This is a genomic window from Acidimicrobiia bacterium (genome assembly GCA_035651955.1).
GTDB lineage: Bacteria > Actinomycetota > Acidimicrobiia > IMCC26256 > JAMXLJ01 > JAMXLJ01.
This window is the reverse complement of the sequence record DASRES010000015.1, coordinates 119251-141563: the sequence shown is the minus strand read 5'-3', so window position 1 is coordinate 141563 and position 22313 is coordinate 119251. Positions and strand designations below refer to the sequence as shown.

General features: G+C 70.7%; 18 protein-coding genes. 13 read left to right on the top strand and 5 right to left on the bottom strand.

The window, feature by feature from the left end:
* Positions 1-5: 5 nt before the first annotated feature.
* Positions 6-404 carry an alternative ribosome rescue aminoacyl-tRNA hydrolase ArfB gene (arfB, locus tag VFC33_04350; GenBank protein HZR12461.1) on the bottom strand — a complete coding sequence of 133 codons (399 nt, stop codon included), beginning with the start codon at positions 402-404 and terminating at the stop codon, positions 6-8.
* 269 nt (positions 405-673) lie between these two features.
* On the opposite strand from arfB, the gene VFC33_04345 reads away from it, so the two are divergent.
* The 5 genes from VFC33_04345 to VFC33_04325 all read left to right on the top strand — a co-directional run bounded on the left by VFC33_04345 (position 674) and on the right by VFC33_04325 (position 6623).
* On the top strand, positions 674-2341 hold the full coding sequence (locus VFC33_04345; protein ID HZR12460.1) for an ABC transporter substrate-binding protein: 1668 nt from the start codon (positions 674-676) through the stop codon (positions 2339-2341).
* Positions 2342-2521: 180 nt separating this feature from the next.
* Positions 2522-3472: an ABC transporter permease gene (locus VFC33_04340; protein ID HZR12459.1), complete on the top strand. Its 951-nt coding sequence runs from the start codon at positions 2522-2524 to the stop codon at positions 3470-3472.
* Positions 3453-4397, top strand: coding sequence for an ABC transporter permease (locus tag VFC33_04335; protein ID HZR12458.1), 945 nt, complete (start codon positions 3453-3455; stop codon positions 4395-4397). Before VFC33_04340 ends, VFC33_04335 begins: the two co-directional genes overlap by 20 nt.
* A gap of 104 nt (positions 4398-4501) precedes the next feature.
* The gene (locus VFC33_04330; protein ID HZR12457.1) at positions 4502-5572 is read left to right on the top strand and encodes an ABC transporter ATP-binding protein; all 1071 of its coding nucleotides are present in this window, start codon (positions 4502-4504) and stop codon (positions 5570-5572) included.
* Position 5573: 1 nt separating this feature from the next.
* Positions 5574-6623, top strand: coding sequence for an oligopeptide/dipeptide ABC transporter ATP-binding protein (locus tag VFC33_04325; GenBank protein HZR12456.1), 1050 nt, complete (start codon positions 5574-5576; stop codon positions 6621-6623).
* A gap of 46 nt (positions 6624-6669) precedes the next feature.
* On the opposite strand, the gene VFC33_04320 is transcribed toward VFC33_04325, so the two are convergent.
* A complete protein-coding gene (locus tag VFC33_04320; GenBank protein ID HZR12455.1) occupies positions 6670-8271 on the bottom strand; it encodes an ABC-F family ATP-binding cassette domain-containing protein in 1602 nt (533 codons plus the stop codon).
* A gap of 246 nt (positions 8272-8517) precedes the next feature.
* Between VFC33_04320 and VFC33_04315 the strand changes: the two genes are divergently transcribed.
* Genes VFC33_04315 through VFC33_04300 form a run of 4 tightly spaced genes read left to right on the top strand, consistent with a single transcriptional unit; the run spans position 8518 to position 13468 of the window.
* Positions 8518-9834 (top strand): ABC transporter substrate-binding protein, encoded by a 1317-nt coding sequence (locus tag VFC33_04315; GenBank protein ID HZR12454.1) that lies wholly within the window; start codon positions 8518-8520, stop codon positions 9832-9834.
* Positions 9835-9879: 45 nt separating this feature from the next.
* Complete coding sequence (locus tag VFC33_04310) at positions 9880-11973, top strand: ABC transporter permease (protein HZR12453.1); 2094 nt, start codon at positions 9880-9882, stop codon at positions 11971-11973.
* Positions 11970-12728: an ABC transporter ATP-binding protein gene (locus VFC33_04305; protein ID HZR12452.1), complete on the top strand. Its 759-nt coding sequence runs from the start codon at positions 11970-11972 to the stop codon at positions 12726-12728. The genes VFC33_04310 and VFC33_04305 overlap by 4 nt, the downstream gene beginning before the upstream one ends.
* Complete coding sequence (locus VFC33_04300) at positions 12725-13468, top strand: ABC transporter ATP-binding protein (protein ID HZR12451.1); 744 nt, start codon at positions 12725-12727, stop codon at positions 13466-13468. The genes VFC33_04305 and VFC33_04300 overlap by 4 nt, the downstream gene beginning before the upstream one ends.
* Before the next feature lie 51 nt (positions 13469-13519).
* Here the strand turns inward: VFC33_04300 and lon are convergent, their stop codons facing one another.
* Entirely contained in the window at positions 13520-15877 is a 2358-nt protein-coding gene (lon, locus tag VFC33_04295; protein ID HZR12450.1) for an endopeptidase La, read from the bottom strand.
* 303 nt (positions 15878-16180) lie between these two features.
* On the opposite strand from lon, the gene VFC33_04290 reads away from it, so the two are divergent.
* The gene (locus VFC33_04290) at positions 16181-17131 is read left to right on the top strand and encodes a GlxA family transcriptional regulator (GenBank protein ID HZR12449.1); all 951 of its coding nucleotides are present in this window, start codon (positions 16181-16183) and stop codon (positions 17129-17131) included.
* Positions 17131-17715: a DJ-1/PfpI family protein gene (locus VFC33_04285; GenBank protein HZR12448.1), complete on the top strand. Its 585-nt coding sequence runs from the start codon at positions 17131-17133 to the stop codon at positions 17713-17715. The genes VFC33_04290 and VFC33_04285 overlap by 1 nt, the downstream gene beginning before the upstream one ends.
* Before the next feature lie 16 nt (positions 17716-17731).
* On the opposite strand, the gene VFC33_04280 is transcribed toward VFC33_04285, so the two are convergent.
* Both VFC33_04280 and fumC read right to left on the bottom strand, forming a co-directional pair.
* Complete coding sequence (locus VFC33_04280; protein ID HZR12447.1) at positions 17732-18223, bottom strand: glutathione peroxidase; 492 nt, start codon at positions 18221-18223, stop codon at positions 17732-17734.
* 169 nt (positions 18224-18392) lie between these two features.
* On the bottom strand, positions 18393-19799 hold the full coding sequence (gene fumC, locus VFC33_04275; GenBank protein HZR12446.1) for a class II fumarate hydratase: 1407 nt from the start codon (positions 19797-19799) through the stop codon (positions 18393-18395).
* A 31-nt stretch (positions 19800-19830) separates the two neighbouring features.
* Here fumC and VFC33_04270 point away from each other — a divergent pair, with 31 nt between their 5' ends.
* Complete coding sequence (locus tag VFC33_04270) at positions 19831-21510, top strand: DUF885 domain-containing protein (GenBank protein HZR12445.1); 1680 nt, start codon at positions 19831-19833, stop codon at positions 21508-21510.
* A 90-nt stretch (positions 21511-21600) separates the two neighbouring features.
* A complete protein-coding gene (locus VFC33_04265) occupies positions 21601-22266 on the top strand; it encodes a PilZ domain-containing protein (protein HZR12444.1) in 666 nt (221 codons plus the stop codon).
* The last annotated feature ends 47 nt before the right edge of the window (positions 22267-22313 follow it).

Below are 22313 nucleotides of genomic sequence, written 5' to 3'. Positions count from 1 at the left end.
CGCCGTCACTCCTCGGGTGACGGCGGCGGCCGGCGGTTGCGCTTCACGTCGCCGCGGCGGCGCTTCTCGTCGACCCTCGCGGCACGCGCGCGTGCGGTGGGACGTGTCGCCACGCGCGGTGGCCGCACCCGGAGCGCGTCGGCGACACGGGCGCGCAGGCGGTCGAGCGCGAGGGCCCGGTTGCGCGCCTGCGACCGTTCGCTCGCCACGACGACGCGCACGACGGGTCCGAGGCGGGCGAGCAGCCGCTCACGCTGCCGCGGGCCCAGCGAACGTGAGCTGGCCACGTCCCAGCGCAGCTCGACCTTCGTGTTCGCTGTGTTCGCGTGCTGACCGCCGGGCCCGCCCGCGCCGGTGAAGCGCCACTCGAGCTCGTCGAGCGCGATGGCGCACGAGCCGGTCACGTGCAGGCGATCGTCCACCCTCGGCCCTTTCCGGAGTTCGCGACATCCGCGAGCGTCCCACGTGGGGTAGAAGAGGTTGACAACAAACGGCCCGGTTCCTACCTTGCCGTCACCAACTGACCGCCCGGTCAAGCGGGCAGGCACGCAACGCACCACGCACGCACCAGTACCACCAGCACCACGCACCAGTCGGCGGCAGGGCCTTGCGGGAGCGTCCACGGACGGACGGATCGTCCACGGACGAAACTGATCGGGACACGGGGGGAAACGTGCAGCACTCGCCTCGCGCGACGCGTCGAACGCTTCGGTTCCTGGCCATCGCCGCCGCATTCGCGACGGTCGCGGCGGCCTGCGGCGGCGGCAGCAGCAGCAAGAGCTCGAACAACGGCGGCACGTCGAGCGGCGCGAGCGAGGGCACGCCGAAGGAGGGCGGCAAGATCGTCTACGCCCTCGAGGGCAAGACGACGATGTTCTGCATCCCGAGCGCGCAGCTCGCGATCAGCGGGATCATGGTCACCCAGGCGATCTACGACACGCTCGTCGAGCCCGACGCGAGCGGCAACATGGTGCCGTACCTCGCGAAGTCGGTGACCCACAACCCGACGTACGACCAGTGGACGATCACGCTGCGGCCCGGCATCAAGTTCCAGGACGGCGAGCCGCTCGACGCCGCCGCGGTCGCGCAGAACATCAACGCGTGGCGCAAGGGCATCCTGCTGCAGTTCGTCTTCCAGGACATCTCGAACGTGCAGGCCACCGACCCGATGACCGTCGTCGTCACGACGTCGAAGCCATGGGTCGCGTTCCCGCTCTACCTCTGGGCGACCGGTCGCGTCGGCATCGCCGCGCCCGCGCAGCTCAACAACCAGGCGACGTGCAACACGAACATGATCGGGACGGGTCCGTTCAAGCTCAAGAGCTTCGACCCGGCCACCGGTGAGGTCGACGTCGTCAAGAACACGGACTACTGGCGCAAGGACAGCTCGGGCCGCCAGCTGCCGTACCTGAACGAGATCGACTTCAAGATCCAGGAGGACGGGCAGCAGCGCACACGCGGTCTCCAGGGCGGCCAGTTCGACGTCATGCACGACTCGAACGGCACGGACCTCTCGACGCTGCAGGGCCTCGGCAACCAGTTCAACATCGACATGGAGCCGCAGGGCCGCCAGGAGCTCGGTCACATCCTGCTCAACGTGAACCGGCCGCCGTTCAACAACCTGTCGTGCCGGAAGGCGGTCGCCGAAGGTGTCGACCGGAAGGTGCTGAACAACATCGTGAACAAGAACCTGTTCCGCATCGCGAACCAGGTCTTCGACACGAAGGGCATGGGCTACGTGTCCGACCCGGGCTTCCCGCAGTTCGACACGACGCAGGCCAAGAAGGACGTCGCGGCGTGCAAGACGGCGAACGGCGGCAAGTTCGAATTCAACCTGCAGTCGACGTTCGACGCGCTGACGCAGCAGCTCGCGCAGGAGGTGCAGCGCGAGGCCCGGCAGGTCGGCATCACGGTGAACCTGCCCGCGCCGGTCGACCAGGCGACGATCATCAACCAGGCCATCGGCGGCAAGGTCGACGCCTTCCTGTGGCGCAACTACCCCGGCGGTGACGGTGACAGCCTGTACGTCTGGTTCCACAGCGGCTCGCCGGTGAACTTCAACCACGTGAGCGATCCCGAGCTCGACCGGGACCTCGACCAGGGCCGCAGCGAGACCGACAACGCGAAGCGCGTCGCGCTGTATCAGGACTTCAGCCGGCGCATGTCGCAGCAGGCCTACAACCTGTGGAGCTGGTACACGCAGTGGTTCGTCGCGACGAAGACCACCGTCCACGGGCTCGGCGGGCCGAACCTTCCCGACGCGACGGGCGCACCGGGCACCGACAAGCCGATCCCGATGATCGCCGGCTACCACCAGCTGCTCGGCATCTGGGTCTCATGACAGCGAGCGAGCCGGGAGGCGAGCGGAAGCGTGGCCTCGGGAGCGGCGAGCGTTCGCGAGCCGGGTATCCCGCGCGAGCAGCGAACGTGACCATCGGCGTCACCGGGCACCGAAGGTGCCGAGAGCGGCGGCATGGACCGTGCGCCTCGTGGCGCACGGTCCGCTGAGGAGTCGCCGCGCATGCGCCTCATCGCCGCGAAGCTGGTGCGGCTGGTCGTGGTGCTGCTCGTCGTCACGTTCCTGACCTTCTGCCTGATCAAGCTGCTGCCCGGTGACCCGGTCCAGAAGATCATCCCGTTCGGCACGCCACAGCAGAAGGCGCAGCTGCGCCACGACCTGAAGCTCGACGAGGGGTTCTTCCAGCAGTACTGGCACTGGCTCAGCGGACTGCTGCACGGGAACCTGGGCCGGTACTACGACTCCGGCCAGCCGGTGACGACGGTGCTCAAGAAGGCGTTGCCGGTCTCGTTGCAGCTCATGCTGTACGCGCAGGTGCTCGCGCTGCTCGTCGCGATCCCGCTCGGCGTCGTGACCGCGTACAAGGCCGGCACGAAGCTCGACGCGGTGACCAACACCGCGGCGTTCGGGATGCTCGCGCTGCCCAGCTTCGTGCTCGCGCTCGTACTCGCGATCTACGTCGGCGCGACGTGGAAGATCCTCCCGACGCAGGGCTACGAGCCGATCGGCGCCGGGCTGTGGCAGCACGCGAGATACATGATCCTGCCGACGATCAGCCTCGCCGTCGGCCAGATCGCGGTCTACATGCGGCTGCTGCGCAGCGACATGATCCAGACGTTGCAGGAGGACTACATCGCCACCGCGAAGTCGAAGGGCATTCCGACGCGACGGGTCCTACTCCGCCACGCGCTGCGCCCGTCGAGCCTGACGCTGTTGACCGTCGCCGGCCTGAACGTAGGCGCGCTGATCGGCGGCGCGGTGGTGATCGAGGTCATCTTCCAGCTCCCCGGCGTCGGGACCCGCATCACCGAGGCGATCTTCGCCGACCAGTACCCTGCGCTGCAGAGCTACGTCGCGCTCATCGCGGTCGCGTACGTCGTGCTGAACTTCCTGGTCGACATGCTCTACACCGTCCTCGACCCGCGGATTCGCAGTGCCCGAGTTGCCGTCTAGCCCCGCCGAGCGGCTCGCCGCCGAGGAGGACCGCGAGGGGCTGCCCCCGAGCGAACCGCTCCTCCAGGGCCTCGCGGTCGAGCTCGGCCCGCAAGGCGCGAGCGCCCGCCGGCGCCTCGGGATCGCGGCGTGGATCGCGATCGCGTGGATGGTGCTCGTCATCGGCAGCGCGGTCCTCGCGTCGTTCCTGCCGCTGAAGGATCCGATCAACTGGGCGGACAGCTCGCACCTCAACCAGGGCCCGACGCTCGCGCATCCGTTCGGGCTCGACGGGAGCGGCCGCGACGTCCTCTCCCGGGTCGTGTACGGCGGGCGGGTGTCGCTCGTGATCGGGTTCGGGTCGATCGCGATCGGCTTCGTGCTCGGCGGGGTGCTCGGGTTGATCGCCGGCTACTTCAAGGGCCGCATCGGCGGTTTCATCGGCTCCGTGCTCGACATCTTCCTCGCGTTCCCGCAGCTGATCCTGGCCCTCGCCGTCGTGACGTTCCTCGGTCGCACGACCGTCAACGTGACGGTCGCGTTGGCGATCGTGTCGACGCCGATCCTCGCCCGCATCGCGCGCGCGTCGACGTTGACGTGGTCCGAGCGCGAGTTCGTGCTCGCCGCGCGCGCCCAGGGTGCGCGGCACCGGCGGATCATGTTCCGCGAGATCCTGCCGAACGTCCTCCCCGCGATGTTCTCGCTCGCGCTGCTCGGCATCGCGGTCGTCATCGTCGCCGAGGGCGGGCTCGCGATCCTCGGTGCGAGCGTGAAGCCCCAGACGGTGTCGTGGGGGAACGTGATCGTCAGCGGCAAGAACAGCATCTCGAACGCGCCGCACATCGTCCTCGCGCCGTCGATCGTGATCTTCCTGACGGTGCTCGCGCTGAACTACCTGGGCGACGTGATCCGCGCCCGCTTCGACGTGCGGGAGAGCTCGCTGTGACGTTGCTCCCCCGTCGGCGCGTGCGGCGCGCCCTCGACACGGACCAGCGGTTCCCGACCGAGCCGCTCGACGGCGCGCTGCTCGAGGTCACGGACGTCCGCACCATGTTCCAGACCGATCGAGGTCTCGTGCGCGCGGTCGACGGCGTGTCGTTCTCGCTCGAGCGTGGTCGCACGCTGGGCGTGGTCGGCGAGTCGGGCTCCGGCAAGACGGTGCTCAGCCGCTCGATCATGGGGCTGCTGCCCAAGAGCGGTGTGGTGCGCGAGGGCAGCATCGTCTTCGAGGGACGCGAGATCGGTCACGCGTCGCCCGAGGAGATGCGGTCCCTGTGGGGCACGCAGATGGCGATGGTGTTCCAGGACCCGATGACGTCGCTCAACCCCGTCATGCGGATCCGTCGTCAGATCACCGAGCCGCTCCTGTACCACCTCGACATCTCGCGCAGCTACGCGAACGAGCTCGCGCTCGCGCTGCTGACGTCGGTCGGGATCCCGGAGCCGGAACGGCGACTCAACGAGTACCCGCACCAGCTGTCGGGCGGGATGCGCCAGCGCGTGATGATCGCCATCGCGATCGCGTGCGGCCCGAAGCTGCTGTTCGCGGACGAGCCGACGACCGCGCTCGACGTCACGGTGCAGGCGCAGATCCTCGACCTGCTGCAGGCGCAGCAGCGCGAACGGTTCATGGCGATGATCCTCGTCACGCACGACCTCGGTGTCGTCGCGGGTCGTGCCGACGAGATCGCGGTCATGTACGCCGGTCGCATCGTCGAGAAGGCGCCGACCACGACGCTCTTCCACCAGATGCGCCACCCCTACACCGAGGCGCTGGTCCGCTCGATCCCGCGGCTCACGAACCGCAGCCACACCCGCCTCGACGTCATCCACGGCCGTCCGCCCGATCTCGTGAACGCACCGCCCGGATGCAAGTTCAGTCCCCGCTGCCCGTACGTGCAGGACCGGTGCCGCATCGAGGAGCCGCCGCTCATCGACGCCGACGCGCCGGGGCACGCGTACCGCTGCTGGTTCCCGGTCGGGACGCCGGAAGGACGCGCCGCGCTCGAGCGCAACCGCGCGGAGGGACGGGTGCCGGTCGGCACGATCGCCGACACGGTTCCCGCCGCGGACACGATCTCGGCGGCCGGTGTCGACACCGCCAGCTCGGGAGGCGCTTGACATGGCGGGCAGCGGCACCGCGCACCTCCGGCCGGCCGACGACACGCTGCTGCGTGTCGAGCACCTCGTCGTCGAGTTCCCGGCCGGGGGCGGGAAGAAGGTCCACGCGGTGTCCGACGTCAGTCTCGACATCGCGCCGGGCGAGACGCTCGGGCTCGTCGGCGAGTCCGGGTGCGGGAAGTCGACGACGGGCCGCGCGGTCCTGCAGCTGCCCCGTCCGACCTCGGGCAGCGTGCGCTTCGACGGCACCGAGCTGACCGAGCTGAAGGGCGAGGGCATGCGACGCGTCCGCCCGCAGCTCCAGATGATCTTCCAGGACCCGATCTCGTCGCTGAACCCGCGTCGCCGCGTGGCGGACATCGTCGGCGAGGGCCTCGCGATCTGGAAGATGGGCGACGACGAGAGCCGTCGCAAGAAGGTCGACGAGGTGCTCGAGGCGGTCGGGCTCGACCCCGCCGCCGCCGGCCGCCGGCGCCCGCACGAGTTCTCCGGGGGTCAGTGCCAGCGCATCTCGATCGCGCGCGCGGTCGTCACCGAGCCGAAGCTCATCATCTGCGACGAGCCGGTGTCCGCGCTCGACGTGTCCGTGCAGGCGCAGATCCTCAACCTGCTCGAGGACATGAAGTCGCGCTACGGGCTGACGCTCGTGTTCATCGCGCACGACCTCGCCGTCGTGAAGAACGTCAGTGACCGCGTCGCGGTCATGTACCTCGGGAAGATCTGCGAGGTCGGCCCGCCCGACGAGATCTATGCCGCACCCGCGCACCCGTACACGGCCGCGCTGCTGCTCGCGATCCCGGTGCCCGACCCGGACCTGCGTCCCGAGGAGCGTCCCGTCGTCGGCGGGGAGATCCCGTCGCCGCTCGACCCGCCGAGCGGATGCCGGTTCCGGTCCCGTTGCCCCCGGGCGCAGGAGCGGTGCGCGCAGGAGGAGCCGATCATCCGGGAGATCCGCCCGAAGCACTACGTCGCGTGCCACTTCCCGCTCGACCAGGGCGAGACGCTCGTCCACGAGATGAGCACCAACGGCGAGACCGCGACTACGAGCTGACTCTTGTGGTTCAGCGCGCTCTACGCGCGCCGAACCACAATTGTGGCTACCCGAGGACGATCTCGTGGGTGAGGTCGACGGTGTCGAGCAGCCAGCGGTCGTGGGTGACGAGCACGAGTGTGCCGTCGTAGGTCTCGAGCGCCGACTCGAGCTGCTCGATCGCCTCGACGTCGAGGTGGTTCGTCGGCTCGTCGAGCACGAGCAGGTTCACGCCGCGCGCGGTCAACGACGCGAGCACCGCGCGCGTCCGCTCTCCCGGTGAGAGGCGCGCGCCCTCGCGATGCACCGCGTCCGCGCCGAGCCCGAACTTGGCGAGCAGCGAGCGCGCCTCGTCGAGCCGCATCGAGGTGCCGGCGACGAACGTCTCGAGGACGGGCCGCGTCGTCGAGAACGCGCCCCGTGCCTGGTCCATCTCGCCGACGACCACGCCGGGCCCGAACCAGCGCGTCCCCGCGTCGAGCGGGATGCGGCCGAGCAGCGCGCGCAGCAGGGTGCTCTTGCCCGAGCCGTTCGGGCCGAGCAGCGCGACGCGATCCTGCCAGCCGATCTCGACGTCGATCGGACCGAGCGTGAAGTCGCCCCGGTGGACGACCGCGCCGTCGAGGCGGGCGACGACGTCGCCGCTCCGCGCGCCGGCGGACAGCTCCATGCGCAGCTGCCACCCCTCCCACGGCTTCTCGACCACCGCGAGCCGCTCGATCCGCCGCTCCGTCGCGCGCACCTTCGCGGCCTGCTTCTCGCTGCGCTGCGTCTTGCGGTAGCGCACGTGCTTGTCGGTCTCGGCACCTTTCTTGACCTTGCGGACGCCCGTCTCCGACCACTGCCGCTGGCGGCGCGCTCGTGTGAGCAGGTCGTCGCGCTCCGCCTTGTACTTGCCGTACGCCGCGTACTGCTGCGACCGAGCGAGCGCGCGGGCCGCGACGTACTCGCTCCACCCGCCGGCGGTCTCCGTCGCGCGGTGCGTCTCCTCGTGGAGCTCGAGCATGCGGTCGACCGCGTGGTCGAGGAACGCGCGGTCGTGCGAGACGACGACGAGCCCTCCGGCGCGCTCGGCGAGGTACGACTCGAGGCGGTCGAGACCGGCGAAGTCGAGATCGTTCGTCGGCTCGTCGAGCAGCAGCACGTCGACGCGCGAGAGCAGGATCGCGGCCAGCGCGGCTCGGGCGACCTGACCGCCCGACAGGTCGTGCATCGCGACGTCGAGCCGCTCGGCCGGGAGCCCGACGTCCGCGCACACCTCGCCGACACGCGCCGCGAAGTCGTCGCCGCCGAGCGCGAGGAACAGCTCGAGGGCGGCGGTGTACTCGTCGACCACGCCGGGATCGCGCGCGAGCGCGTCGGTGAGCCGATCGAGGGCGGCCTCGGCCGGTCCCACGCCCGTACGACGCGCCAAGTAGGCGCGCAGCGTCTCGCCCTCGAGTGCGTCGGTCTCCTGCGGGAGGTACCCGACGGTCGTGGACGCGGGTGCCCGCTCGACACGGCCCGCGTCGGGGACGTCGAGCCCGGCGAGCACCCGCAGCAGCGTCGACTTGCCGGCGCCGTTGCGGCCGACGACGCCGAGGCGCGTGCGCGGGCCCACCGTGCACGACACGTCGTCGAGCACGACCCGTCCACCGAGGATGCGCGTGACGCCGCGAGCCGCCAGCACGCCTCGCACCCTACGATCCGCGCCCGTGCGAGCCGGCCCGCATTTCCTCGCCCGGGACGGCCGCCGGATCACGACGGTCCGCACCGCCGGCGGCACCCTGGTCAGCCGAGAAACCTGACGTTAGTGTTAGGGAAGTTCGCGCGCGAGAGGCTTCACGGGGTAGGACCAACCTGACGTGCGGCGCGACAGCTCACGACGGAACGGCAACGATCCGAGTCGGAGACACCGGTGAGTGGGGGAGCTTGCATGCGTGCTCGGTGGGTCGCGGTCCTCGCAGTGCTGGCGGTCGCAGCGACCGCGTGCGGCAACTCGAGCAGCGGCAAGTCATCGAAGAACACCACGACGACGTCGTCCTCCGGGACGACGGGCACGGTCAAGGGCAGTGGGACGTTCCCGCCGGTGAACCAACCCGGCGTCACGTCGACGGAGATCCGCGTCAGCGGCGTCGCGTCGACGACGAACCCGCTCGGTGGGCTGTACGGCACCGCGTTCGACGGCGTCCAGGCCTACTTCGACATGATCAACAGCCAGGGCGGGATCTACGGGCGCAAGCTCGTGATCGTCAAGCGCCACGACGACCAGCTCACGCAGAACCAGCGTGAGGTCGAGGCGATCATCGACCAGGACAACGCGTTCGCCGTGCTGCCCGTCGCGACGATCTTCTCGTTCAGCGGCGCGCCCCTGCTCGCGAAGGCGGGCATCCCGACGTTCGGCTGGGGCATCAACCCCGAGTGGCAAGGACCGCCGAACCTGTTCGGCCACGTCGGCGCGCTGTGCTTCGACTGCGGCGGACCGGCGCTCCCGTGGCTCGCGCAGCAGCTCGGCAAGAAGCGCCTCGGCGTCCTCGCCTACAACGTGGCGAACTCGGCCGAGTGCCTCACCGGCATCCAGCGCAGCTTCGAGATGTACCCGACCGCGAAGGTCGTGTTCACCGACAAGAGCCTGTCGTTCGGGGTGACCGACCTGAGCGCCGACGTGAAGCGGATGCTCGACGCGAAGGTCGACTTCGTCACGACGTGCATGGACACCAACGGCGTCCTGACGCTGGCGCGCGAGATGCGCCAGCAGGGCATGACGGCGATCCAGTACCTCCCCAACGGCTACGACCCCGACTTCATGAGCAAGAACGGCGGGTTCTTCGAAGGTTCGATCGTCCTCGTGCAGGAGGCGCCGATCGAGACGCGGCCGCAGTTCCCCGCGCTCAAGCAGTACGTCGAGTGGATGAACAAGGGCGGCTACAAGCTGACCGAGAACGCCGAGATCGGGTGGGTCAACGCGGACCAGTTCGTCACCGGCCTGAAGATGGCGGGGCCGAACTTCACGCGCCAGAAGATCATCGACTCGCTGAACACGCTGACGGCCTACGACGCAGGCGGGCTCATCGGTCCGATCAACTGGACCAAGCAGCACACGGACAATCAGTACCCGCTGTCGTGCGGCGCGCTGCTCAAGGTGCACGACTCGAAGTTCGTGCCCGTGTACGGCTCGCCCGGCAAGCCGTTCCGGTGCTTCAACGGGAACACACCGCCACTGTCGTCGGTCCCGACGTTCACCAGGCAGTAGCGGCGACGGCGACCCGCCCGACGGACCCACTGCGGGGACACCAACGTGACTGACTTCATCTCCTACGTCCTGCGAGGCATCCCCTTCGGATGTGTCTTCGCGCTCGTCGCGGTCGGTCTCGTGCTGACCTACAAGACGTCGGGCGTGTTCAACCTCGCGTTCGGTGCGCAGGCGTTCGTGTCCGCGGCCGTGTACTACGACACGCACGTTCGCCACAACTGGCCGATCATCCCCGCGTTCGTGCTCGCGGTCATCGTGATCGGACCGCTCGTCGGCCTGATCTTCGACCGGTGCATCTTCCGGTTCATGCGCGGCGCCTCGGAGCTCGCGAGACTCGTGGCCGCGCTCGGCCTCCTCGTCGCGGTGCCGCAGATCGTCGGGTTGTGGTTCGGTCAGAGTCCCAGCTACGGCGTCGAGGGAATCTGGCCGTCGTCACAGGGCAGCAACTTCGCCGTCTACCACTTCGGCAGCTACTCGCTGAACGGCGACCAGGTCGCGACGATCATCGCGACCGCGGTCGTCGCGATCGGGCTCACCGCGCTGTTCCGGTTCACCACCATCGGGTTGCGCATGCGCGCGGTCGTCGAGAGCTCGCGCATGACCGAGCTGAACGGCATCAACGCCGGCCGTGTCGGGACGTTCGCGTGGATGCTGTCGAGCCTCGTCGCCGGCCTCGCCGGCGTCCTGCTCGCCCCGCTGTTCGCGCAGGTGAGCGCGGACAACTTCAACATCCTGATCGTCGCGGCGATCGCGGCCGCCGCGTTCGGCCGGTTGCAGAGCATCCCGATGACGCTGCTCGGCGGCATCCTCCTCGGGATCGCGCAGGGCCTGCTCGGCGGCTACCTGCCGCCCGCGAGCGTCCTGGCCCAGGGACTCCGGCCGTCGCTGCCGTTCGTCATCCTCTTCGCGCTGCTCATCTTCTGGCCCGCCCTGCGCAACCGGCGCGAGGTGACCGACCCGCTCGCGGGCGTCGACCCGCCACCACCGGGCCTCGCCGCGCTCGAGCGCACGCGCGCGCTCACGTGGGCCACGCGCATCTTCGGCGTCGTCGTCGGCGTCGCCGCGATCGCGTACATCATGCAGGACAACTACTGGCTGCTGCTCGGCACCCAGGCCGTCGTCCTCGGCATCGTGTTCCTGTCGTTCACGGTCATCACCGGCATGGCCGGGCAGATCTCGCTCTGCCAGGCCGCGTTCGCAGGCATGGGCGCGTTCACGACCGCGCAGCTCGTGCACAGCCAGGGGATGCCCGTCCTCCTGACGATGGTGATCGGCGCGATCGTCGCCGCGATCGTCGGCGGTCTCCTCGCGATACCGATCCTGCGCCTCGGCGGCATCTACCTCGCGCTGGCCACGTTCGCGTTCGCGCTGATGTGGGAGAACATCTTCGTGCCGCTCGACTGGGTCGGGCACGGGCGCGCGCCGCTGCGTGTCCCGAGACCAGTGATCGGCCCGTTCGATCTCGCGAGCAACAAGTCGTTCTTCTTCTTCGCGCTGATCGTGCTCATCATCATGAGCATCTTCGTGATCTTCGTGCGCAACGGCACGACCGGTCGGTTCCTCGACGCGTTGCGCGGCAGTGAGACCGCCGCGCAGTCGATCGGGATCAACCCGACGCGTGCACGCATCGTCGCGTTCGCGCTGTCGGCCGGGATCGCAGGGCTCGGTGGCGGGATGCTCGTCACCCAGAGCGGTGTCGCGCAGCCGGCCGACTACGGGTACTTCTTCGGCCTGTTGTGGGTGGTCCTCGTCGTCACCCTGGGGTCGCGCACCGTCGAGGGCGCGATCCAGGCCGCGATCGGCTTCGTCCTCGTCGGCGAGATCCTGAAGCGCCTGGGGGTCAACGCGAGCTGGGAGCCGATCCTGTTCGGCCTCGGCGCCATCACGTACGCGCGCCATCCCGAAGGGATCCTCGAGGCGAACAAGCGGCAGTCGCTCGCGTTCTTCCAGCGCCAGTTCTCGAAGCTCGGCAAGAAGCAGGCCGAGGAGGCGCCCGTCGAGCCCGCGCACGCAGCCGCGGGTGGCGGCTCGCTGCCGCCGCTGCCCGAGGGTGCGGTCGGCACGGTCGGCGAGAAGGCGGCCAAGCGCGGAGGCGCGTACTCGAAGCGCGGGCGAGCCGGCCGTGGAGCGAAGCCATGAGCCTGCTCAACGCGACGGACGTCACGAAGCGCTTCGCCGGCATCACCGCGCTCGACCGCGTCACGCTGCGCGTCGAGGCCGCGGAGGCGGTCGGCCTCATCGGCCCGAACGGCGCGGGGAAGACGACGTTCTTCAACTGCCTGCTCGGCCTCCTGCGCCCCGACGGCGGACGAGTCGAGTTCGACGGGCGGAACATCACCCGCCTCCCCGTCTACAAGCGGTCGCGGCTCGGCTTCGGGCGGACGTTCCAGCGCATCGAGCTGTTCTCCGGGCTCACCGTGCGCGATCACCTGCTCGTCGCCGAGCGCTCGCGACGCGGCGACGGCCGGCTGTGGAAGGACGTCCTGAACCTGGGTGGGCCGAAGGACGACGAGATCGCCCGCACCGACGAGACGCTCGCGCTGCTCGGGCTGTCCGACGTCGCCGACCGCCCGATCGAGGCGTTGAGCCTCGGGCGGGGCCGGCTCGTCGAGGTCGGGCGCGCGCTCATGACGGAGCCGAAGCTCCTGCTGCTCGACGAGCCGTCGTCCGGGCTCGACCGGCACGAGACCGACGAGCTCGTGAACACGCTCGAAGCCGTGCAACGCGAGCGCGGCACCGCGATCCTCCTCGTCGAGCACGACGTCGAGATGGTGCAGCGCTTCGTGACGCGCCTGTACGTGCTCGACTTCGGCACGCTGATCGCCGAGGGCACGACCGACGAGGTGCTCGGCGACGCCGCCGTGCGCAAGGCCTACCTCGGGGAGCTCGTGTGACCGCCACGCTCACGGCCACGCCGCTGCTCGAGCTGCGCGACATCGACGCCGGCTACGGCCCGTTCCGCGCGTTGTTCGACGTGTCGCTGCGGATCGAGCCCGGGCGCGTCGTCGCGCTGCTCGGCGCGAACGGTGCGGGGAAGACGACGATCGCGCGCGTCGCGTCCGGCCTCGTCAAGCCCACCTCGGGCAAGCTCCTGTTCGAGGGCAACGACATCACGGGCATGCGCACGTACCGGGTCGCCCGGCTCGGGATCGCGCACGCGCCCGAGGGCCGGTCGCTGTTCGCGTCGCTGACCGTCGAGGAGAACCTCACGCTCGCGTTCCGGCGTGAGCTGGGGAAGAAGCGCACGATGGACGCGGTGCAACGCGCGTACGAGCTGTTCCCGCGGATGGGTGAGCGGCGCAAGCAGCTCGCGGCGACGCTGTCGGGTGGTGAGCAGCGCATGCTCGCGCTCGCACGCGTCCTCGTGAACCCCCCGCGGCTGCTCATCGCGGACGAGCTCTCGCTCGGCCTCGCGCCGATCGTCGTCGACGAGGTGTACAAGACGCTCGCGAACGTGCGCGACCAGGGCACCGCGCTCCTGCTCGTCGAGCAGCACGTCCACCACGCGCTCAGCCTGGCCGACGACGTCGCGGTCCTGAACAAGGGTCAGGTCACGTACTTCGGCCCCGCGTCGGAGCTCGGCGACCTGTCGGAGCGCCTGCTCCCCTCCGCGTCGAACGGCAGCACTCCCTGACTTGTGTGGATTCGCCGGGCGTGAGCCGGCGAATCCACACAAGATGAGGGGTCAGGCCGCGGCGGCGGACATCGAGGGCGTGGCGTCGTCGAGCGCGACTGCGAGGACGTCCTTCACGTCCTCCGCGAGGTGGAAGGTCATCCGCTCGCGCACCGGCTCGGGGACGTCGTCGAGGTCGGGACCGTTGCGGGACGGGAGGATCACCGTGGTGAGCCCGGCCCGCTCGGCCGCGAGGACCTTCTGCTTGACGCCGCCGATCGGCAGCACACGCCCCTGCAAGGTGACCTCGCCCGTCATGCCGACGTCGCTGCGGACGGGGCGACCGGTGAGCAGGCTCACCAGCGCGGTGGTCATCGTCACGCCGGCGGACGGCCCGTCCTTGGGCACCGCCCCCGCGGGGACGTGCACGTGGAAGTGCCGCTGCAGCGCGTCGGGATCGATCCCGAGCTCCTCTGCGTGCGCACCCACGTACGACCGCGCGATGGTCGCCGACTCCTTCATGACGTCGCCGAGCTGACCGGTGAGCGTCAGGCCTGCGTCGCCGGGCGTGGACGTCGCCTCGATGAAGAGGACGTCGCCGCCCGCGCCGGTGACCGCGAGCCCCGTGGCGACACCGGCCGTCGCCGTGCGCGCCGCGGCCTCCTCGGCGAAGAACCGGGCCCGCCCGAGGTAGCGCGCGACGTCGCCGGGCTCGATCGTGACGGGCTCGTCGCTCTCCCCCGCCGCGCGCGACGCGGCGACCTTCCGGAGCAGCTTCGCGAGCTCACGCTCCAGACCGCGCACACCGGCCTCACGCGTGTAGTCCGTGACGATCGTGCGGAGCGCGTCGTCCGTGACGGAGACCTCGTCCGCGGTGAGACCGTTGCGCCGGAGCTGACGGCCGAAGAGGTGGTCGCGGGCGATCGCGACCTTCTCGTCCTCCGTGTAGCCGTCGAGCCGCACGACCTCCATGCGGTCCAGCAACGGCCCCGGGATCGTGTCCGCGACGTTCGCCGTCGCGAGGAACAGCACGTTCGAGAGGTCGAGCTCGATCTCGAGGTAGTGATCACGGAAGGTGTGGTTCTGGGCCGGGTCGAGGACCTCGAGCAACGCCGAGGTCGGATCGCCACGCCAGTCGGCACCGAGCTTGTCGACCTCGTCGAGGAGGACGACCGGGTTCATCGTCCCCGCCTCCTTGATCGCGCGCACGATGCGGCCGGGGATCGACCCGACGTACGTCCGCCGGTGGCCGCGGATCTCGGCCTCGTCGCGCACGCCGCCGAGCGCGACGCGCACGAACTTGCGGTTCGTGGCGCGCGCGACCGACTCGCCGAGCGACGTCTTGCCCACACCCGGGGGACCGACGAGCGACAGGATCAACCCGTTGCCGCGACCGCCCTCGTCGGTGAGGCCGCGGTCGGCGCGGAGCTTGCGCACCGCGAGGTACTCGACGATGCGCTCCTTCACGTCGTCGAGCCCCGTGTGGTCGGCGTCGAGGACGGCGCGCGCGTCGCGCACGTCGAGGTTCTCCTCCGAGAGCTCGCCCCACGGCAGCTCGACGACCGTGTCGAGCCACGTCCGCACCCAGCCGTGCTCGGGGCTCTGCTCGCTCATCCGCTCGAGCCGGTCGACCTCGCGGGTCGCCGCCTCGCGCGCCGCGTCGGGCATCTTCGATTGCGCGATCTTTCGCCGGTACTCCTCGACGACGTCGCCGTCGTCGCCGTCACCGAGCTCCTTCTTGATCGCGGCGAGCTGCTGGCGCAGCAGGTACTCCCGCTGCGTCTTCTCCATCCCCTCGCTCACGTCGCTGCGGATCTTCTCCGCGAGCTCGAGCTCGCCGAGGGCGTCGCGCGCCCACTGGACGACCTTCTCGAGCCGCTCCTCGACGTCGATCGTCTCCAGCGCCTCGATCTTCTGCTCGAAGGGGAGCTCGGGCCACCAGCCGACCGTGTCGGCGAGCGCGCCCGGGTCGGTCACCCCGGCGAGGACCTCGACGAGGCGGCGCGAGTGCAGGCGGTCCGCGATCGCCGAGACGACCGCGCGGTACTCGCGCGCGAGCTCGCGCGCTCGCTCGGTCGGCTCCCCGTCCTCGACGGGCTCGGCCTCGACCCACAGCACGTCACCGGTGCCCGGGACGCCGACGCCGACGACCGCGCGGTACAGGCCGCGCAGCACGAGCGCGCCGATGCCGTTCGGGAGCTCGCCGTCGTTCTCGATGCGCGCGACGGTGCCGACGCGCGCGTAGCGCCCGTCGATCCGGGGCACGAGGAGCAGCAGGCGCTCACCCTGCGTGGCCGCTCGGGCGACCTGCTTCGCCTCGTCGGTCTCGAGGGCGAGCGTGACGACCATCTGGGGCAGCACGACGCCCGTCGTGAGCGGGAGGAGCGGGAGCGCCAGGGTCTCGATCTGGTTCTCGGCGTAGTCCGCCATGAGAGCCTCACCTCGTTGAACGTTTGATGGTCACCGATCCAACGAGCGGGCGGGTACTGGCATTCCCTGTCTTCTTGCGCCGCCCCGCACCGGGAGGGGGGCGCGCCGGGGGTCGGCCAGCGGCGACGCCGGCCAACAGCGGGTCACGCCGGAGGTGCCCCTCTCAGGGCATCCACGCCGCCCCGGACCGAGAGCGGGGCGAGCCGGAGCTCGCCGTCCGGGCCGGCGGTCGGTCCGGCCGATGGCAGGATCGGTGGGGTCTTCGTCATTGCGGCCAGGCGCGGAGGGGCGCAAGCTGGCCCGGTGCGCCGCGTCGTGATGCTCGCCTTCCCCGGGGTCCAGTCGCTCGACGTGACGGGACCCACCGAGGTGTTCGCCGCCGCCGGCGACGCACGGGTCGAGGTCGTCGCGCCGGTCGCAGGCGTGGTCCGGTCGTCGAGCGGGCTCGGGCTCGTCGCGGACCGCGCGCTGGCCGAAGTGCACGGGCCGGTCGACACGCTCGTGGTCGCCGGCGGTCCGGGCACGCGTGCGGCGGCCGGCGACACGGCGGTCGTCGCGTCGGTCCGCCATGTCGCGGCGCGCAGCCGGCGGGTCGCGTCGGTGTGCACGGGCGCGTTCGTGCTCGCTGCGGCCGGGCTTCTCGACGGGCGTCGCGCGACGACGCACTGGCGGTCGTGCGAGCTGCTCGCACGACTCCATCCGTCGATCACGGTGGAACCGGACGCGATCTTCGTGCGCGACGGCGAGGTGTGGACGTCGGCCGGCGTGACCGCCGGCATCGACCTCGCGCTCGCGATGGTCGAGGAGGATCACGGCCGCGCGGTCGCGATGCGCATCGCGCGACAGCTCGTCGTGTTCGTGAAGCGGCCGGGCGGGCAGTCGCAGTTCAGCGCGCACCTCGCGGGGCAGTTCTCGGACCAGGCGACGGTGCGTGACGTCCACGCGTGGATGGTCGATCACCTCGACGAGGTACTGACCGTCGAGCGTCTCGCGGCGCACGCGGCGATGAGCCCGCGGCACTTCGCGCGGGTGTTCCGTCGGGACACGGGCACGACGCCGGCCCGGTTCGTGGAGCGCGCCCGCGTCGACGCCGCGCGGCGCGCGCTGGAGGACACCGACGAGTCGGTCGACGCCGTCGCGAGGTCATGTGGCTTCGGGACGGCGGAGACCATGCGGCGCACGTTCCTGCGCACGCTGCGTGTGTCACCGCGCGAGTACCGCAATCGGTTCCGCCGAGTGGAGGAGAGCGCGTGATGGCGCTGACGACCGGCATCCTCGTGTTCCCGGGCATGGAGGAGCTCGACTGCGTCGGGCCGTGGGAGGTGTTCGCGATGGCCCGCCGCGACGGCGACCGCGTCGTCACCATCGCCGAGCGCGCCGAGCCCGTCGCCGCGAACCTGGGGCTGCGCATCCTCCCCGATCACACCTTCGCGGACGCGCCCGACCTCGACGTCGTCGTCGTCCCGGGCGGGTTCGGCACGCGACGCGAGGTGGACAACCCGGTGCTCCTCCGCTGGCTCGCCGGCGCCGCGGCTGCCGCCACGTGGGTGACGAGCGTGTGCACAGGAGCGCTGCTCCTGCACGCGGCCGGCCTCGTCGACGAGCGCCGCGTCACGACACACTGGGCCATGGTCGACACGTTGCGCGAACGCGGCGTCGACGTCGTCGATGACGCGCGCTATGTGCGCGACGGCAACGTCGTCACCGCGGCGGGCGTGTCGGCGGGCATCGACATGGCGTTGTGGGTCGTCGGTCAGATCTACGACGTCGACCACGCGCGCGGTGTCCGCAAGATGATGGAGTACGACCCCGCACCGCCGTACGCGGCGCTCGCCTGACGGGCGCCGCGGGTCGCTACGACGCCGGCAGCTGCTCCTCGATCGCGCTCGTCAGCTGCGCGTCGTCCGGCGCGACGAGGGGACGGAAGCGGGCGACCACCTCGCCGTCCGGCGAGATCAGGAACTTCTCGAAGTTCCACTGCACGTCGCCGGCGTTGCCCTCGCCGTCGGCGGTCGCGGTCAGCTGCTCGTACAGCGGGTGCCGGCCCGGCCCGTTGACCTCGATCTTCTCGAACAGTGGGAACGTGACCGAGTAGTTCGTCGAGCAGAACTCCGCGATCTCGTCGGGTGTCCCGGGCTCCTGCGCGCCGAACTGGTTGCACGGGAAGCCGAGCACCTCGAACCCACGGGCGCCGTAGGTCTCGTGCAGCTGCTGCAGCCCCGTGTACTGGGGCGTCAGGCCGCACTGCGAGGCGACGTTGACGATCAGCAGCGCCTTGCCCTTGTAGTCGGCGAGCGAGGCGGCGGTGCCCCCGAGCGTGCGCACGGGCGTGTCGTAGATGGTCACGTCGGCTCCTTCGTCCGTCGGTTCGGCGTCTCGCGGTACGTCGCACGCCGAGGGAGGGATTGCGAGCCTGCCACGCGCACCCGGCCGGTGTCCTGCGTGCCCGGTGCTCTTCGAAAGCGTCAGACACACATGGTGTGGATGACGCTGCACAGAACGAGACGCTGGGCGGCTACGCCTTCGGGTGGACCATGTCCTCGGGGCGGACGGCGGCGTCGAACTCGTCGCCGGTGAGGTAGCCGAGCGCGAGCGCGGCGTCGCGCAACGTCGTCCCCTCGTGGTGGGCCTTCTTCGCGATCTCGGCCGCCTTGTCGTACCCGATGACGGGGCTCAGCGCGGTCACCAGCATGAGCGACTGGCGGACGTGCTCGTCGATGCGCTCGCGGTTCGGTTGCAGCCCGTCGATGCAGAACTCGCGGAACGTGCGACACACGTCGGTGAGCATGTCCACCGAGTGCAGGAAGTTGAAGATCATCACGGGCTTGAAGACGTTGAGCTCGAAGTTGCCCATCGAGCCGGCCATGGCGACCGCGGTGTCGTTGCCGATCACCTGCACGCACACCATCGTCATCGCTTCGGACTGCGTCGGGTTGACCTTGCCCGGCATGATCGACGACCCGGGCTCGTTCTCGGGCAGCGACAGCTCGCCGATGCCGGCGCGCGGGCCGGAGCCGAGCCAGCGAACGTCGTTGGCGATCTTCATCAGCGACACCGCGAGCGTGCGCAATGCGCCGCTCGCCATCACCAGCCCGTCGTGCGCGGCGAGGGCGGCGAACTTGTTCGGCGCGGACACGAACGGCAGGCCGGTCAGCTCGGCGATCTTCGCCGCGGCGCGTTCGGCGAACTCGGGGTGCGTGTTGATCCCCGTGCCGACGGCCGTGCCGCCGATCGCGAGCTCGTACAGCGACGGCAACACCGTCTGCAATCGCTCGATGTCGGCGTCGAGCTGCGCGACGTAACCGCTGAACTCCTGACCGAGCGTGAGCGGGACGGCGTCCTGGAGGTGCGTACGGCCGATCTTCACGATGTCGGCGAAGTCGCGGGCGCGCGCGTCGAGCGAGTCGCGCAGCGCGCGCACCGACGGGATCAGCCGGTGCGTCACCTCCTCGACCGCCGCGATGTTCATCGCGGTCGGGAACGTGTCGTTCGACGACTGCGACATGTTGACGTGGTCGTTCGGGTGGATCGGGTGCTTCGACCCGCGCTCGCCGTCGGCAAGCTCGATCGCGCGGTTCGAGATCACCTCGTTCACGTTCATGTTCGTCTGCGTGCCGCTGCCGGTCTGCCAGACGTAGAGGGGGAACTCCTCGTCGTGCTCCCCCGCGATGATCTCGTCAGCGGCCTGCACGATGAGCCGCGCCTCGTCGTCGCTCAGCTTGCCGAGGTCCCGGTTGACGAGCGCGGCGGCCTTCTTGAGCACGGCCATCGAGCGGATCACCGCGGCGGGCATGTGGTCGTCGGCGATCGAGAAGTGGTGCAGCGACCGTTGCGTCTGCGCGCCCCAGTACCGGTCCGCCGGCACGTCGATCGCGCCCATGGAATCCGTCTCACGCCGGGTGCGGGATGAGCTCTTCGGCATGACGGCCATCCTCCCATGGGAGACTTTCCCCATGCCCACCGTGTTCGACGTCGCCGACGAGTACGTGGAGACGTTCGCCCGTCTCGATCCCGTGAGCGCCACGGACTACGGCATCCGCGGCCACGACGACGAGATGACCGACTACTCCCCCGCCGCGGCCGACGAGCGCGCGGACGCCGACCGCCACGCGCTCGCCGCGCTCGACGCCGCCGACGTGCGCGACGACCGCGACCGCGTCGCGGCCGACGTCATGCGCGAGCGGCTGCAGGTCGCGCTCGCGCAGCACGACATGGGCGAGCGCCTGCGCGACCTGCGCGTCATCGGCAGCCCGGTACAGGGCGTGCGCCAGTGCTTCGACCTCATGGCGTACGACACGGACGACGACTGGGAGACGGTGTCCGCGCGCGTTGCGCGCGTTCCCGCGGCGCTGCAGAGCCTCCGCGAGTCGCTCGACGCAGGCATCCGGCGCGGCGTCGTCGCCGCCCGTCGTCAGGCGCTGGCCTGCGCGGAGCAGGCCGCGGGATGGGGCGGCCTCGAGGACGGCACGACGCCGTTCTTCGCGCGGCTGCTCGAGCGCTACGACGCGACCGGCCGGGCCGACGCGACCGCGCGCCGCGAGCTCGCGGCGCGCGTCGACGCCGCGACCGATGCGTACGCCGCGCTCGCCCGCTACCTGCGTGACGAGTACGCCCCGCGCGCCGACGAGCGTGACGCCGTCGGCCCCGACCGGTACGCGAGCTGGGCGGAGTCGTTCACGGGCACCAAGCTCGACCTCGACGAGACGTACGCGTGGGGCTGGGAGGAGCTGCACCGGATCGAGGACCAGATGGCGAGGGTCGGCGAGCGCATCCTCCCGGGCGCGAGCGTCGGCGAGGTCATCGACCTCCTCGAGCGCGACCCGGGTCGCGCGATCGAGGGCGAGGAGAACCTGCGCCGCTGGCTGCAGGACCTGATGGACCGCACGATCGCGGAGCTCGACGGCGTGCACTTCGACATCCCCGAGCCCGTGAAGACGGTCGAGGCGATGATCGCCCCGCCCGGCGGCGCGGCCGCCATGTACTACACACCGCCCGCCGAGGACTTCTCCCGTCCCGGTCGCACCTGGTATCCGACCCAGGGACGCACGCGCTTCCCGCTGTGGGGCGAGGTCTCGATCGCGTACCACGAGGGCGTCCCGGGTCATCACCTGCAGGTCGCGCAGGTCGTCTTCCTCGCGGATCAGCTCACGCGGTTCCAACGCACGATCGGGTGGACGAGCGGGCACGGCGAGGGCTGGGCGCTGTACGCGGAGCGGCTCATGGGCGAGCTCGGCTACCTCGACGTGCCCGACTACGAGCTCGGGATGCTGCGCGCGCAGGCCATGCGCTCGGTGCGCGTCGTCGTCGACATCGGCATGCACCTCGAGCTGCCGATCCCCAGTGACGAGCGGTACCACCCGGGCGAGCGTTGGACCCCGGAGCTCGCCCTCCCGTTCGTGATCGAGCGCAGCCGCTTCCCGGAGGAGTTCATGGCCAGCGAGGTCGACCGGTACCTCGGGTGGCCGGGCCAGGCGATCAGCTACAAGGTCGGCGAGCGGGTCTGGCTCGCGGCGCGCGACGACGCCCGGGCGCGCCACGGTGACGCGTTCGACCTCAAGGCGTTCCACCGCGCCGCGCTCGACCTCGGCCCCATGGGGCTCGACCAGCTGCGCGCAGAGCTCGCGAAGCTCTAGATCCTCACGGTGCGCGCGCGGCGTCCGACGGGGGGCGCGGACGTCGCTAGCCTGGCCCGGTCCGGGGTCCGACCGGAGGGGAGCGCACGCATGCTGACGAAGGAGCCCGTCCCGCCGTCCGCGACGACGTTGCTCGCGACGGGCAACCACGTCCGCCTCGTCGACCCCGAGCGCGCGGAGGACGTGTGCCTCGGTGTCGTCGCGCTCACGACCGGGCGGACGGTGCGGATCCGGCTCGTCGACGCGCTGCCTGGCGACTGGGTCGCGGGACGCGCGCTGCGGCTCGAGGTGCTGAACGACGGGCGCGTGTGGGCCGCGCCCGCCACGCTCGTGCAGTCCGGCACGACGTGGGTCGAGTGCACGCGCCCGCGCGTCCTCGACGTGCGCGAACGTCGCGCGCACCCGCGGGTCGCGTGCCGCCTGCCGGTACGCGTCCAGCGCTTGCGACCCAACGGTGTCGACCCGACGCTCCCCGGCCGCGCGTGCGACCTCGGACAGGGCGGCATGCTGCTCGCGGGCGTCGACCTGTCGGTCGGCGACGTGGTCGAGCTCGACGTCGTCGATCCCGAGACGATCGACCTTCGTGACGACCCGGGGCTCGCGGATGCGGACGCGATGCTGACGGTGCGCGCGCTCGTCGTCGGGTCGCGCGTCGACGCCGCCGGCACGCACTACGCGCACGTCGCGTTCGCCACGATGCCGGAGCTCACCGAGCGCCGCCTGGCGGGACTCGTCCAGGAGCTGCAGTCCGTCTAGGACTCGTGGACCGGCGGTCCCGCGGGACCGCGGTTGCCGTCGTCACG

Excerpts from the sequence above, each read along its gene's own strand:
- lon (HZR12450.1), bottom strand. The coding sequence starts at position 15,877 with ATGGCGGACTACGCCGAGAACCAGATCGAGACCCTGGCGCTCCCGCTC.
- VFC33_04330 (HZR12457.1), top strand. The coding sequence starts at position 4,502 with ATGTTCCAGACCGATCGAGGTCTCGTGCGCGCGGTCGACGGCGTGTCG.
- VFC33_04325 (HZR12456.1), top strand. The coding sequence starts at position 5,574 with ATGGCGGGCAGCGGCACCGCGCACCTCCGGCCGGCCGACGACACGCTG.
- VFC33_04305 (HZR12452.1), top strand. The coding sequence starts at position 11,970 with ATGAGCCTGCTCAACGCGACGGACGTCACGAAGCGCTTCGCCGGCATC.
- VFC33_04270 (HZR12445.1), top strand. The coding sequence starts at position 19,831 with ATGCCCACCGTGTTCGACGTCGCCGACGAGTACGTGGAGACGTTCGCC.
- fumC (HZR12446.1), bottom strand. The coding sequence starts at position 19,799 with ATGCCGAAGAGCTCATCCCGCACCCGGCGTGAGACGGATTCCATGGGC.
- VFC33_04265 (HZR12444.1), top strand. The coding sequence starts at position 21,601 with ATGCTGACGAAGGAGCCCGTCCCGCCGTCCGCGACGACGTTGCTCGCG.
- VFC33_04285 (HZR12448.1), top strand. The coding sequence starts at position 17,131 with ATGGCGCTGACGACCGGCATCCTCGTGTTCCCGGGCATGGAGGAGCTC.
- VFC33_04340 (HZR12459.1), top strand. The coding sequence starts at position 2,522 with ATGCGCCTCATCGCCGCGAAGCTGGTGCGGCTGGTCGTGGTGCTGCTC.
- VFC33_04315 (HZR12454.1), top strand. The coding sequence starts at position 8,518 with ATGCGTGCTCGGTGGGTCGCGGTCCTCGCAGTGCTGGCGGTCGCAGCG.